Origin of the sequence: Undibacterium sp. WLHG33 (assembly GCF_049544815.1) — a bacterium.
Classification (GTDB): Bacteria; Pseudomonadota; Gammaproteobacteria; order Burkholderiales; family Burkholderiaceae_D; genus Undibacterium.
The window spans coordinates 67,576-81,612 of record NZ_CP186697.1; the positions used below are offsets into that span (position 1 = coordinate 67,576).

At 52.6% G+C, this 14,037-nt stretch carries 15 protein-coding genes; 4 read left to right on the forward strand and 11 right to left on the reverse strand.

The genetic code is table 11. The features are described 5' to 3' along the window. Positions 1–6: 6 nt before the first annotated feature. The 3 genes from alc to uraH form a co-directional block, all read right to left on the reverse strand. On the reverse strand, positions 7–1,017 hold the full coding sequence (alc, locus tag ACOTSW_RS00300) for an allantoicase (RefSeq protein WP_423680369.1): 1,011 nt from the start codon (positions 1,015–1,017) through the stop codon (positions 7–9). Between the two features lie 28 nt (positions 1,018–1,045). Then, positions 1,046–2,251, reverse strand: a complete 1,206-nt coding sequence (locus ACOTSW_RS00305) for a urate hydroxylase PuuD (protein WP_423680370.1) — start codon at positions 2,249–2,251, stop codon at positions 1,046–1,048. A gap of 90 nt (positions 2,252–2,341) precedes the next feature. Beyond that, entirely contained in the window at positions 2,342–2,695 is a 354-nt protein-coding gene (uraH, locus tag ACOTSW_RS00310; protein ID WP_423680372.1) for a hydroxyisourate hydrolase, read from the reverse strand. Between the two features lie 269 nt (positions 2,696–2,964). On the opposite strand from uraH, the gene ACOTSW_RS00315 reads away from it, so the two are divergent. From ACOTSW_RS00315 to ACOTSW_RS00330, 4 genes are all read left to right on the forward strand, one after another. After that, positions 2,965–3,672, forward strand: coding sequence for a GntR family transcriptional regulator (locus ACOTSW_RS00315; RefSeq protein ID WP_423680374.1), 708 nt, complete (start codon positions 2,965–2,967; stop codon positions 3,670–3,672). 3 nt (positions 3,673–3,675) lie between these two features. Further along, positions 3,676–4,665 (forward strand): allantoinase PuuE, encoded by a 990-nt coding sequence (gene puuE / locus ACOTSW_RS00320; RefSeq protein ID WP_423680376.1) that lies wholly within the window; start codon positions 3,676–3,678, stop codon positions 4,663–4,665. Beyond that, positions 4,662–5,180: a 2-oxo-4-hydroxy-4-carboxy-5-ureidoimidazoline decarboxylase gene (gene uraD / locus ACOTSW_RS00325; protein ID WP_423680377.1), complete on the forward strand. Its 519-nt coding sequence runs from the start codon at positions 4,662–4,664 to the stop codon at positions 5,178–5,180. The genes puuE and uraD overlap by 4 nt, the downstream gene beginning before the upstream one ends. A 92-nt stretch (positions 5,181–5,272) precedes the next feature. Continuing rightward, positions 5,273–6,364 (forward strand): porin, encoded by a 1,092-nt coding sequence (locus tag ACOTSW_RS00330; RefSeq protein ID WP_186883968.1) that lies wholly within the window; start codon positions 5,273–5,275, stop codon positions 6,362–6,364. 97 nt (positions 6,365–6,461) lie between these two features. Here the strand turns inward: ACOTSW_RS00330 and ACOTSW_RS00335 are convergent, their stop codons facing one another. The 8 genes from ACOTSW_RS00335 to ACOTSW_RS00370 form a co-directional block, all read right to left on the reverse strand. Continuing rightward, positions 6,462–6,992, reverse strand: coding sequence for a DUF6985 domain-containing protein (locus ACOTSW_RS00335; RefSeq protein WP_423680378.1), 531 nt, complete (start codon positions 6,990–6,992; stop codon positions 6,462–6,464). A gap of 365 nt (positions 6,993–7,357) precedes the next feature. After that, positions 7,358–8,386, reverse strand: a complete 1,029-nt coding sequence (locus tag ACOTSW_RS00340) for an adenosine deaminase (protein WP_186896091.1) — start codon at positions 8,384–8,386, stop codon at positions 7,358–7,360. A 5-nt stretch (positions 8,387–8,391) separates the two neighbouring features. Continuing rightward, positions 8,392–9,276, reverse strand: coding sequence for a xanthine dehydrogenase accessory protein XdhC (xdhC, locus tag ACOTSW_RS00345; RefSeq protein ID WP_423680379.1), 885 nt, complete (start codon positions 9,274–9,276; stop codon positions 8,392–8,394). A 121-nt stretch (positions 9,277–9,397) separates the two neighbouring features. Then, positions 9,398–9,655, reverse strand: a complete 258-nt coding sequence (locus tag ACOTSW_RS00350) for a BTH_I0359 family protein (protein ID WP_423680380.1) — start codon at positions 9,653–9,655, stop codon at positions 9,398–9,400. Positions 9,656–9,907: 252 nt separating this feature from the next. Further along, complete coding sequence (locus tag ACOTSW_RS00355) at positions 9,908–10,327, reverse strand: GTPase (RefSeq protein WP_423680381.1); 420 nt, start codon at positions 10,325–10,327, stop codon at positions 9,908–9,910. Next, positions 10,290–11,012, reverse strand: coding sequence for a response regulator (locus ACOTSW_RS00360; protein ID WP_423680383.1), 723 nt, complete (start codon positions 11,010–11,012; stop codon positions 10,290–10,292). Before ACOTSW_RS00360 ends, ACOTSW_RS00355 begins: the two co-directional genes overlap by 38 nt. An 85-nt stretch (positions 11,013–11,097) precedes the next feature. Beyond that, positions 11,098–13,452, reverse strand: a complete 2,355-nt coding sequence (locus tag ACOTSW_RS00365) for an ATP-binding protein (protein ID WP_423680384.1) — start codon at positions 13,450–13,452, stop codon at positions 11,098–11,100. Beyond that, the gene (locus tag ACOTSW_RS00370; protein WP_423680386.1) at positions 13,449–14,036 is read right to left on the reverse strand and encodes a DUF4390 domain-containing protein; all 588 of its coding nucleotides are present in this window, start codon (positions 14,034–14,036) and stop codon (positions 13,449–13,451) included. The genes ACOTSW_RS00365 and ACOTSW_RS00370 overlap by 4 nt, the downstream gene beginning before the upstream one ends. Between the last annotated feature and the right edge of the window lies 1 nt (position 14,037).

Genomic DNA, 14,037 nt, shown 5'->3' on the forward strand with positions numbered 1-14,037 from the left:
AAGTTTTCAGGCGATTTTACTGAACAGGCGCAAGCGCGAGACGCCGCCATCCGGGAAAATATTCAGACGAATATGCGTGATTGGCCCCAGCGACTGCAGCTCTTCTGAAAAATAATGCTGATGATCCATTTGCAGCTTTTGTTGTGGTAACAGCGTAGGCCAGAACATCGATTGCGTGATCAGCGAAGTGTCCGTGCCGCCCGCCATGGATGCGGCCTGTATCGAACAGCTGTCGGGATAGTTGCCTTTGAAATGGCAGGTATCCACCTCAATTTTTTGCACGGTACCGGCGTGTGCCAGCGCGATGATGCACCAGTCATTACCAGGCTCGCGGCGTCGTCGCGTTTCCCAGCCGTCGCCCATATTCACGCCGCGTCCCGGCATCAGCAGATTGGATGCCAGCCCGAAATGCTGGTTGTTCGTTGCCACAATATAGCCGCCATTTTCCATCGCAATCAGATCGTGCAGCGCATGCGGATCAGCATTAGCCCAATCGTTTGCCGGTTGTGCATACACGCGCAAACGGGCGACGCCGCCGTCCGGATAAATGTTCAGGCGCAAGTGTGTAAAAACTTGCGTACTGCTGATCTCGTGGTAATGATGGCTGTTGCCTTGCAGGTTCACCGATGGCAGCACTTCCTGCCAAACGGTCTGGTCATCCGGTTCGCCACTGGCGAGAAATGCGCCTTCAATTGCGGCGGCTGGCGGATAATTGCCGGTGAAATGGCTGGTATCGATATCGACACCTTTAAGTATCCCGGCGCGACCAAGTTTCAACACGCACCAGTCATGACCATTCACTCGTTTGCGACGGGATTCCCAGCCATCCATCCATTTGCCATTGGTATCGTACTTGCCGGGAATGAAGACAGCGGGTTCAGGATTGAGCATGCGCGCCATCTCGGCAAAAAAATCATCGCTGCAGGCCAGTGTTCTGGCGCCCAGGCGTGGGTCAGCGAGATTCGGATAGCGGCGGGTAAATTCAGGAGCATTCGGGTCGAGCGTGATGATGGCCATAGTATGTCTTTCTCGATTACTTTCTTGATTATTTTGTGCCAGCCATATTGGCCGTATCGTTTTCTACCCAGCGCGCGATGACAGCGCGTTCTTCGTCGGTGATATGCGTCAGATTCCCCAGCGGCATCAGCTTTTGTTGCACCACTTGTTGATAAATTAGTTGCGATGCCGCCTGGATCTGCTCAGGTTTATCCAGCATCAGTCCTTTGGCGGGAAATTCCATCAGTGTCGGATGTTCTGCATGACATTGTATGCAGCGTGCCTGCACCACTTGCTGAACCTGGGCAAACTGCGCTGCCGGCGATTCCTTTGTGCTGCTGACAGACGCAGCTTTGGGGGCCATCCACGCAGCCAGCGCAGCGAGGATGACGATCGCCAGCAGCGGATAAATAGGGCTGGTTTTACCTTTATGGCGCAGGATAAAAAACTGTCGTACCAGAACGCCGACGACCATGATGAATACCAGCACCAGCCAGTTCTGTGCGTGGTTATACGTCATGCTGTAATGATTCGACAGCATCGCAAACAGCACCGGCAGTGTGAAGTAGGTGTTGTGTACGCTGCGTTGTTTGCCGCGCTGACCGTGTACCGGGTCAACCGGAGTTCCTGCTTTCATCGCCGCCACCACTTTGCGCTGTCCCGGAATAATCCAGAAAAACACGTTCGCACTCATGATGGTCGCGATCATCGCGCCTGTAATCAGAAACGCAGCACGACCGGAAAATAAATGGCAGGCAGCCCAGGCGGCGGCGATGACGTAAGCGATAATCAATGCTGACAACAGCTTTTCATTCTTGCCGAATAAGCGGCACAACAAGTCATACACCAGCCAGCCGAGTGCCAGAAAACCTAAGGCCGCCGCGATTGCAACGGCAGGCGTGAGATTGGCAACAGACGGGTCGATCAGATAAGTGCGGGCATTAAAAATATACACCAGCAAAAACAGGCTGAACCCCGATAGCCAGGTGCTGTAAGACTCCCAGTAAAACCAGTGCAGATGTTCCGGCAATTTCGGTGGGGCACCCAGATATTTTTGCGGATTGTAAAAGCCGCCGCCATGCACCGCCCATAATTCACCGCCGACGCCTTGTGCCTTGAGTTGCGGATCACTTGGCGCAGTCAGATGGTTATCCAGCCAGACGAAATAAAAAGATGAACCTATCCAGGCAATCGCAACGATGACATGCAGCCAACGCAGCAACAGATTGGCCCAGTCGAATAAATATGCTTCCATTTTATGTCCAGATTATTTTTTTAGATGCAGGGTCAGCATTACACGAAATTTATTGCGTTTTGTGCCTTAATCGCCACCTTCACTACCACCTCAGCTGCCGCGATAAGTCGAGTAACTCCACGGTGTTGCGACCAGGGGTACGTGGTAATGCGCCTCTGGATCGGCAACAGAAAAGCGCAAAGTCACGATGCTCAGAAACGGCGGTTGCGGCAGATCGGGTACCAGTCTGGCGAAATAAGTGCCGATGTTGAAATCAAGTTCATAGGTGCCGACTTCCATCGCATCGCCGTCGAGTAAAGGCTGATCGCAGCGGCCATCGGCATTGGTGACACGTTCGCAAAGCAGGCTGCGTTGCTGTGGGCTGACACGATACAGCGCAATGTTGATACCTCGCCCGGGCTTGCCGTGGGCGGTGTCGAGTATATGTGTGGTCAAACGTCCCATGTGTTCCTTATTTCATAGGACTGACGCAAAGTAGCCCCGGCTTTGTTGCTATGCCTTGCCGGGACAAATTGCGTCAGTCTTGTTTGATTGATTTGAAAATATTGTCGACAATCTTAATTGCCATAATTTAAGCCTGTCAAATGAAAATAAATAAAATCGAATAAAAACAGCTATTTATGTAAATTATTTCGTAAAGAACACTGCGGTATATTTAATATTGTCGACAATCGTGATTAAATATGCCTCAATATTTTTATTCTTCACTCAGCATGAATTCATCTGAAACACGCCGTACATCGACACTGGCAGAGAAGGAAGAGCACATGTATCGTGATATTTATGATGCGATCATGGATCATCGTTTGCCGGCGCGGACTAAATTGACTGAGCAATCTCTGAGCCAGATTTATCAGATGGCCAGACACGGGGTACGTAAAGTATTAAGCCAGCTGGCCGCAGACGGGCTGGTCGATCTGGAGCCCAACCGTGGTGCGTTTATTGCCAGCCCGGGCGAAAAAGAGGCGCAGGACATGTTTGAATTGCGCCAGACGCTGGAACAGATGGCGCTGGAAAAAGTTTTGCAGCACGCTGATGCCAGCGCGATTGCTGAACTGCGGCGCATGGTCGAGCGTGAACGGGACGCCTATGAAAGTGGCGACCGGCCACAATGGATACGTCTGTCGGCCGATTTTCATATCGCACTCGCGCGTCTGAGCGGCAATGATTTATTGGTCGATATGCTGCGCCGCCTCGTTTCGCGCACGACGCTGATGATTTCGAATAAGGAAGTGGTAACGACGCGCCCCTGTTCATTTGATGAGCATTTTCAGGTGTTGGCAGCATTGGAGCGTCAGGATAAAAAAGCAGCCTTGCACGCAATGGCACAACATTTGCATCAGTGTGCCTGTCGCACGCCGAAAAATGCTGGCAAGGGTTTTGATTTAAAAGCCGTTCTCGGGCATTCACGGAGTAACTAATTTATGAGTATGACAGCAGCTTATCCACGCGACCTGATTGGCTACGGAGCGCAGGTACCACATGCGCAATGGCAGGGTCAGGCCAGAATTGCGGTGCAATTTGTTCTGAATTACGAAGAAGGCGGTGAAAACTGCGTGCTGCATGGCGACAAGGCATCCGAACAGTTTTTATCAGAAATCGTCGGTGCGGCGGCATATGAAGCGCGGCACATGTCGATGGAGTCGATTTACGAATACGGTTCGCGCGCTGGTGTCTGGCGGATTTTGCGCGAGTTTGAAAAACGCGGATTGCCGCTGACGGTATTCGGCGTGGCGATGGCTTTGCAGCGGCATCCTGAACTGACGCAGGCATTTAGCGCGCTCGGACATGAAATCGCCTGTCATGGTTTGCGCTGGATACATTACCAGAATCTGGACGAGGCAATCGAACGTGAGCATATGCAACAGGCAGTGCAGATCATGCGCGAGCTGACAGGTACTGCGCCGCTGGGATGGTATACCGGGCGTGATTCGCCGAATACGCGGCGTTTGCTGGTTGAACATGGCGGCTTCATTTATGACGCCGATTACTATGGCGATGATTTGCCATTCTGGACTGAAGTCAGCACCAGCACGGGCGAGCAGCAACCGCATCTGGTGGTGCCGTATACGCTGGACAGTAATGACATGCGTTTTGCCACGCCGCAGGGATTTAATACGGCCGAGCATTTTTATACGTATTTAAAAGATAGTTTTGATGTGTTGTATGCAGAAGGTGATCCGGATGGCGATAACGCGCCGAAAATGCTCTCGGTCGGCATGCACTGCCGCTTGCTGGGTCGGCCCGGGCGATTCCGCGCTTTGCAACGTTTTCTGGATTACATACAGTCACACGATAAGGTCTGGATTTGCCGTCGCATTGATATCGCGCAGCACTGGATGACGACGCATCCTTACCAGCCACAAGCTGCAGGAGCTGCAGGAGCTGTAGGAACAGATGGAGCCGCAGCATGAGCAAGACTTACAGTTTTGATGAATTGAACCTTTGTTCTGCGCAGGCGTTTGTCGATGTTCTGGGCGGTATTTTTGAACATTCGCCGTGGGTGGCCGAGGCAGTTGTCGCGCAGCGACCATTTGCCAGTACGGCGGCCTTACACCAGGCGATGGCGGATGCCGTCAGAACTGCGGCGGAAAGTGCGCAACTGAAGCTGATCCGCGCCCATCCTGAATTAGCGGGAAAAGCAGCGATACGTGGCGAGCTGACGGCAGAGTCCAGTCGTGAACAAAGTGGCGCAGGTCTGACACAGTGCAGCGCGGAAGAATTTGCGCAGTTACAACGTTTAAATGCCGAATATAAGGAAAAATTCGGTTTTCCGTTCATCATCGCTGTACGCAATCATGACCGGCAAAGTATTATCCGCAACTTCACGCAACGTCTGGCTGCCAGTCGCGCCGACGAAATGCGGGAATGCATAGAACAGATTATCCGTATCGGGGAATTCCGGCTGGCTGATCTCATCAGCACCTGAATACACAGCAGACACACTGTACAAGACGCGACGCTGATTGCCGGTAACCGCATACGAAACAATTTTTTTATCACATCAATCAAGGAAAACCGATGAAATTTCAATTGAAAAGTATGGTGTTGGCAGTGTCTTGTCTGCTTGCTGGCGGTGCATCTGCACAATCACAGGTGTCCGTCGAAGGTTTGCTCGACGTGACTCTGGGTTCCGTTAAATACAGTGGCGACAGCGGTCGTCAGGCTGTCGTTAACAGTGGCGGTATGACGACATCGTGGGTCGGTTTCAAAGGTGTTGAAGATCTGGGCGGCGGTTTGAAAGCTGATTTTGCATTAACCAGTTTCTTGCAGGCAGATACCGGCGCCTCTGGCCGTTTCAGCGGCGACACCATGTTTTCGCGCGATGCGAACGTTGGTTTGTCCGGCTCTTTCGGTAAAGTGTCGCTGGGTCGCGGTCTGGCACCAAGTTTTTTGCCAACCGTGATTTTCAATCCGTTCGGTGATTCTTTCAGCTTCTCGCCATTGGTATTACACACCTGGGTTTCCAGCGGTAATTATGCTGCCCGCACCTGGGCCAATTCCGCCGCAGGTGACTCTGGCTGGAGTAACGAGATCGTTTACACGACACCGAATTTTGATGGTCTGAGTGCGAATGTGCATTACCAGTTCGGTGAAAAAGCAGGCAGTACCGGTACTAAAAACGTCGGTATCAATGCCTTGTATTTCAATGGTCCACTCGCTCTGGGCGCTTACTATCATCAGGTGCAGGTCAGCAATCCGCTCAGTGGTGGCGCGATTGTGGATGCAACAGCAGCGCCTGTGAATTATGCGTCGATCAATAATCAGAAAACTTACTTTGTTGCCGGTAGCTATGACCTGACAGTAGCAAAACTGTTTGCGACATATTCTTCGAGCAAAGATGACACGACCAGCCCGAAATCACTGGATGACAAAACTTACAGTCTGGGTGTGAAAGCACCGGCTGGCGGTGGCGACATTTTGCTGGCATTTGCGAATACTAAACGCACAGGCAGCCTGGTTGGTGCGGATCTGAAGCGTGATACCTTCTCCGCAGGCTACGACTACAATCTGTCGAAACGTACTGACGTCTACGCGTTAGTGATGAGCGACAAACTCAACACGGCTGACCGTGCAACCAGCGTTGCTGCCGGTATCCGTCACCGTTTCTGATCATCAGTCACTCAGCAATAAAACAAAAAACCGCATGAATCATGCGGTTTTTTTTTATGGTGATGCGATTGTGCAGCGAGCCTGCTGCGCGCTTTGTTTAACCCGGGCTTTGATAAATCACTTTATCGAGTTCCGGCAAACCGTACACATCTTCATTGCTTAAAAAATCATCAAACGGGCCGACCTTGCTGACCTGGTTGCCGTGTTTGAAAACGATCTGCAAACCGTCTTCCTGATTCCAGTCGCAATCACATTCGAATAACACATACACCGCGCGGTCACCATTGCTGCGGCGGCAAACCAGCGCTTCATTGCCGAACTGAATGTGCTGCCAGATACCAGCTGGTTCGCTGATTTCCACACAGGGCAGACCTTCCGCTTTCGCCAGACGTGCCCAGTCGAGATAGTAGTTAAAGACCGGCGTTTCTGCTGCTTTCAGCGCGCTGCTGCTGAGCGTGATGAAATTGCTGATCGCGTCGGAAAAATCCTGCGGGTGCGGATCGGCTTCGTAGCCTTCGATCAGAAATTCACATGGCGTATTGTTAAAAGCGGCGATGTTGAACGCGTCGCTGATCAGCCAGTCATTTTCTTCATCTTTGATCAACGTGCCGAGTGGGGGGATTTGCATAGGGATTCCATAAAAACAGGCGTGAGGTGCAGCGTCCACAGATGCCGTGGCGCTGTCTCAGAAAAGCATGCGGACATCGGTCCGGGCGACGCATTTTATCAATATATCCACCCGGACGGTGAGCTAATTCGCGTGGTGTTGATGCAGGCCAGCCTTGTCGGACTGAAAGGAGAACACCGCTTTTGCTAGCTAAAACTATTTGTCCGGGCACGCAATGCGAGTCGGAAATAATGGTTTGGAGGCGTTCATGGCTCTAAATATACTCCCACCAGTATATTTAAAAGCCCTTTGTTTATAAGGAGATAAAGGCATTTTTTACACATACTCCCCATTTTTTACTATTTTTTGGCGTTTTCAGGCGATTTTTAAGCGTTTTCCAAATAGGCATCGAGTGCGTCGTACCAGATTTGTTTCTGTGCATCAGATACGAAGGATGCTTCAAAACTATTCCGCGCCAGTTGCACCAGTTCTTCGCGGCTCAACGCCAGCGCATCGGCGGTGGCGATGAAATTCGCGTTCATATAGCCGCCGAAATAGGCCGGGTCATCTGAATTGATCGTCACACACAAGCCATCACGCAGCATGCGCGCCAGATTGTGCTCGCGCATATCCTTCACGACGCATAATTTGAGATTCGACAGCGGGCAGACCGTCAGCGGGATGCGGCTGGCTTTTAAACGCTGCATCAGCGCCGGGTCTTCTTCTGCTCGTACGCCGTGGTCGATACGTTCGACTTCCAGCACATCCAGCGCGCTGTGGATATACGCTGGCGGGCCTTCTTCACCAGCATGGGCGACCAGCCGGAAACCCATCGCCTGGGCGATCGTGAACACATGGGCGAATTTTTCTGGTGGATTACCGACTTCGGCCGAATCGAGACCAACACCGGTCCACACGTCGGCATAGGCTTCACGCAGAGGCAGTGCGGCTTCCAGCGTCGCCAGCGCGCTTTCTTCACTCAGATGACGCAGGAAACACAGTATCATGCTGCCGGAAAAACCGTCCGCCGCTTTCGCTTCACGCAAGGCGCGGGCAATACCGGCAAACACGGTTGCTATCGCGATGCCGCGTTCGGTGTGGGTTTGTGGGTCGAAGAATAATTCGACGTGGCAGACATGATCGGCACGGGCGCGCTGTATGTAAGCATGGGTCAGATCGAAGAAATCCTGTTCGGTTTGCAAGACTGCGGCACCGGCGTAATACAGGTTCAGAAATGATTGCAGGTCTTCAAAGTCGTAGGCGGCACGGACTTCTTCGACGCTGGCATACGGCAGGCTGACGCCGTTTTTCCGGGCAAGCTCGAACATCATTTCCGGCTCCAGCGAGCCTTCGATGTGTAAATGGAGTTCGGCTTTCGGCAAGCCGCGGATAAAGTCGTGTAAAGAGTTACTCATGCTGTTTATCCCGCTGTGTGAGTGATAGAGGCGAAGTCCGGCAGTGTAGGTGTCTTCGTCCAGAGTTGCAATAACTGTGCCGCGACGGCAATCGCGATGACACCGGGTTCTTTGCCAGTGATGCCGGAAATACCGACCGGACAGACCATCGTCGCCAGCTGCGCAGACGTGATCTGGCGCTCGCGCAAACGGTGCTCAAAGCGGGCGCGTTTCGTTTGTGAGCCGATCAGACCGAACCACGCGACATCATTCTTATGCAGGATATGTTCACTCAGCAGCAGATCAAGACCGTGGTGATGGGTCATGACGAGAAAGTAAGCGCCTGCTTCGGCATGAACAACGACAGCTTCGGGGCAGTCAGTGGCTTCCGTTTGCACCGATAGTGGTAAATGCGCTGGAAACAAATGATCGCGCTCATCGACCCAGGTGATGCGGCAAGGGGTTTGCTGTAATACATTCACCAGCGCGCTACCGACATGACCGGCACCGAACAGGTACAGATGCGGTAATTGCGCTTGCTGTTGTTGAAATTCGGCATAGCGCGCCAGCTTTTGTTCGGTAGTCCAGCTATCGGTACGTTCGAGCATGATGCTGACCACGCCGCCACAACATTGACCGAGACTGGGGCCAAGCGCCAGATCGAGATGCCGGGCTGCGGCGTTATGCTCAGCGCTTTCCGCCAGCCACAGACGGGCATGCGCAATGGCTTTCCATTCGAGATGACCGCCGCCTATCGTGTCGTACTGGTGCTGCGCCGTGACCAGCATGCGCGTGCCAGTGCCACGCGGTGTCGAGCCTTTGGCAGCAGTGACCGTGATCAGGATCGCAGGCGTATTCTCTGGCAGAGCTTGCAGACTTTCCAGCCAGCTTGTATGAGAGTTAATAGGCATGACCAGGTTATTGAGTGGCGCTGAACAGCAAAAACAGCAAAACAGCAAGATAGCAGCTTGCCGTAGTATGGATATACACGGCAACTGATGCCGTGTATTGGTGGGTGGATATTACGGTGGGTCAGTGCAGCAGAACGCTTTGCCGCATATAGCCATCAAACTGACCTAGAAAATCGTCGATCTCTTCTATGCTCGGTTCGCTTGCGATCAGCTCGGTGACGCCATGCCGGAAACTCAGTGCCTGCGGACCACCGATAAACCATTCACGACGTACTGCTTTGTCGGTAATTTCGTAGCCGCCAAAACGCAGAGCCTCGTGCTCGGCATCTTCGCTGTATTCAACGACACTGTAGTTTTCGCTGTTATAAATAAGATTCATTTTGCATCCTTTCTGGCTGGAGAAATGACTTCCTCATATAGACCGGACATGGTGCTGTTAGCAGCAAATTTCAAGTTAGGACTTGCGCAAAGTCGCCCCAGCGGTGTTATGGCTCCTAGCCGTACATTCGTACTGCCTTCGTCGCCACGCCGTGCCGGGACAAATTGCGTCAGTCCTGCAAGTAAGCAAAAAACGTGCTGCCTGACAGAGGTTACGGTGCCGCGATGAATAGCTTTAGTTTATTCTGAAAATTTACAGAGAAACAGATTCTTCTGTTGTCAGTAACTGGTCGTAAGGTGCTTGTTGTAAAGTCAGCCTGAGATTGTCGAGATGTTCACTACTGGCAACGCCGAGATAAACGCGTTGTGGCCGTTGCCGGAGTGCCCGGTTGAGGCTGACCCGCATGGTCAGATTGCCGATACAGCAAAAACAGCCGGGGGCAATTCTTTGCAAATGGAGTTGAACGCTGTTGTTCAGCAGCAGATCGCCCTCTGGCAAGCCTTCCAGCAGAACGGCGATGCAGGCAGAGCTGGTATTGCTTGCCTGATCACGGGCAATGCGGGCGGCGATGTGGGCTTCCCGCTGGCGATAGCTGCCACCGCTGACGAGCGTCAGCGGCACGGCAGTTTGCAGATTATTCGCCGCGTTTGGCGTATTTGACAGACTCGACACCGAGTTGTTTGAGTTTGCGGTAAAGGTGGGTGCGTTCAAGGCCGGTTTTTTCGGCAACGCGCGTCATGCTGCCGCCTTCACGGTTTAAATGATATTCAAAATAAATCCGTTCAAACGCGTCCCGGGCTTCGCGCAAAGGTAAATCAAACGACAGACTGGCGAATTGATTTGCAGGCGCACTCGCTGCTGCCGGAGTGGCATTGAACTGGCGAGACTCAAAGGCGCCGCCACTAGCTTGTACGCCGCCCTGAGTCAGGCTGGGATGGTTGTGATCGCTGCTGATGACGCGCAATGCTGGCGCTGCCGGACGTACAGGCTCAGGTGTACGGGTCAGCCCTTGTTGCACGGCTTTGAGCAGTTTTTGCAGAGCAATGGGTTTTTCCAGAAAGTTCAGCGCACCGATACGGGTTGCTTCGACCGCGGTGTCGATAGTTGCATGACCCGACATCATGATGACCGGCATGGTCAGCAAACCATCGCGCTGCCACTCTTTGAGTAAGGTGACGCCGTCGGTATCGGGCATCCAGATATCCAACAACACCAGATCGGGTTTTGCTTCCTGTCGGGCCAGTCGTGCCTGCTGCGCGTTTTCCGCGAGTTGCACCACATGTCCCTCATCTCCCAGAATTTCCGAGAGTAATTCCCGGATACCCATTTCATCATCTACGACCAGAATATTTGCCATAAATCTACCCTATTACTGCCCTTGTGGTTTTGTCTTTCTTATTTCCGCATTAATCTTCGTTAATGTCGAATGGAAATCAGCCTGTTCATGCTGTTTTTGAGTCCGGTGCTAACTTTAACAGCAAAATCGCTACTTTTGCACCGTTTGTATCACTGCGATTCTGAATATCGATACGACCACCGTGTTCATCGATGATTTTTTTCACCATGGCAAGTCCTAACCCGGTTCCACGTGGTTTCGACGTCGCATAAGGCTCAAAAGCGCGCGCCAGAATTTTGCTGGAAAATCCGGGTCCGTTATCGATAATCGACAGTTTCACTGCGCTGCAGACGTCCTGCGCTTTGCTATTGTAATGAACGACTTCGGTGATCACATCAATGCGAGCCGGCTCTTCGGATTGAGGGCGGTCAGCAACGGCATCCTGCGCATTTTGCAGCAGGTTATGGATGACCTGACGCAGTTGCGTTGCATCGCCCATAATTTTTGGCAAATCCGGTGCCAGATGCAGGCGGATGATATCGCGGTCATCGCCCGCCAGATACAGATGCAGCACTTCATCGATCAGTTCACCGAGATCAAGTTGCGACAAGACTGCCGGCGGGGTTTTTGCATAATCGCGAAAGTCGTCAACCATGCGCTTCATCGACGACACCTGATTCACGATTGTCGTTGTACTCTTATTCAGAATGGCAGCGTCGGTTTCATTCAGCTTATCCTGCAATTTCATCTGCAGACGTTCTGCGGAGAGTTGTATCGGCGTCAGGGGATTTTTGATTTCGTGCGCCAGTCGTCGCGCGACCTCGCCCCAGGCGATGGAGCGCTGCGCCGAGATGATATTGCTGATGTCATCGAACACGATGACGTAACCATTGCCGGCGCCGACCGGTAAATGCGAACCGCGGGCGAGCAGGGTAATGCTCTGTTTGTCGTCATTTGGCATCGCATCGGACGCTGGCTCTGTGGTTTTGACAGCATCAGGACGCGGCACTTCGATTTGTTGTTGCCAGTGTTCCTGCTGTTCTTTGCCACCGGCTGCCGATTGTGCATGCTGTTCTGAAAAGGCTTTGTCGATGGCATCGGCAAATTCATGCATGCCATTGATATCCGTCAGCGGCCGGCCGATCTCAGCTTCCAGCGGTCGTTGCAGTATGCGTTCGACGGATTCATTACAGGTAACCAGATGGCCGGCCTGGTCCAGCACCATCACACCGGCTGACATATTGGCCAGCACCGATTCCAGATAGGCCTTGGCATTTTCCAGTTCACTGCGGTTTTTTTCGACGGCGGCACGGGCATCGAATAACTGGCGTGTCATAGTGTTAAACGATTTCGTCAGGCTGCCGAGTTCATCCGTGCTGGTGACGATAGGGCGTGGTGAAAAATCACCTTCGGTGACTGCTTTCGTTCCTTCTGCGAGTAACAGCAAGGGGCGCGCGAGTTCGCCGGAAATCAGAAAGGCACTGGTAATGGCGGCAAAAATAGCCAGTAACAGGGTCAGCGTCAGCGTGAAAATATACATTGTTTTCAGACTGCCACGGCCGAGCGAACGCAACTGATATTCGGTCGATGCATTGCGCAGGGCCTCGGCATGCGCTGCCAGATTTGCGGGAACCGGTTGTATCAGTTGCAGGAAATAGGTCTCCCGCTGCAATGACAGTGCCATATCGCTGGCCTGCAATTGTACAACCACGCGTGAACGCAGGGTTTTATTGCTTTCCTGAGGAAGAATCGGCCGCTTTGTATCGTTCAGTCCGGTGTTTTTACTTATTTCGGCGGCCTCCGGTGCATTAATTTTTTCATCGATGGCGGCAAAGATGCGCGAATTACGTGCCTGCCGCAGCATGTCTGCTGTCGGTAATTCCGGTACCAGGTGTCCGAAATTCTGGCTGGCGGTGGCTACCAGTCTGCCGCGGCTGTTAACGATTGTGGCTTCCTGCACCAGTGCCCGTTCACGCAGACGCGATAATTTGATAGATAAAGGAGTATCTGACGGTGTTGATAACTCACTCGCCATTTCACGTGCTTTCGCCTGCAGATCAGCCAGCAGAAAATCAAGCGCAGCCAGACCGAGGTTTTTACCAGAATCCAGCGCCGATTCGACTTTAACGTCAAACCAGGATTCTATTGAGCGCGATACGAAGGTGACGGACACCGCGTAGATGACCGAGCCCGGCAGTATGCCCACCAGTGCAAACAGCAGCACCAGTCTGGTCATCAGTTTGGAACCGAATTCACGACTGCGGAAACGGCTGAATAAACGCCAGACCAGCGCTGAAATCAACAGCAGTAAAGCGGAAGCGACGACCGCATTGGCGCCGAGCAGCCAGCCATAGTAAGGCTCAAAATTGGCGGAATTCTCAGAGGCGGTAGTCAGTAAAAACAGCAGGATACTCATCAGAGCACCGCCGATAATCAAGGCATACCGCAAAAATCTGGTCACTTGTCTTCAACCTTGAAGGTAAAGCGTTTCCAGTCTGAAGAGAAGCGCCAGTCGCTGTTGTTGAGCGAGGTAATCAGGAAAGTCTTGGGCAAATAACTCAGATCGAGTTTCAGTTTTACCGCGACGTTATAGACTGCACCGGCCGTCAGCGTCCCTTTATCGGCGACGACCCAGCGCCGAGGCCGCAATACCAGCGCGAGCGCTTCTTCTAGGGTTGCAAAATTCTGTTGCAAGCCCTGATTGATCGTGGCGGTGTATTGACGCGTCCAGGGGTTATAGCCTATCCGAACCGTCTGTATTGCACGTATCGTTTTTTCATCGAACCAGTACCAGCGGGGGCGGGTCAGCTCGACTTCGGTGGTGAATGAGATGGGAATTTCTTTAGCGATCGCATCGGTCAGCGCATGGCTGAGCTCGAACGAAAAGCTGGCTGCCAGGCGGTAGCCTTCATCGCTCGCTTCGATTCTGGCTGAGGTGACTTCAGCTTCCGCCGCATGCACAGCCGGAACGATGAGCAACGCCAATAGCGCTAACACAAGTGTCAGCGCTAAGCGGCGTAGGTGATTGTTCAGACGAAGGAGCATG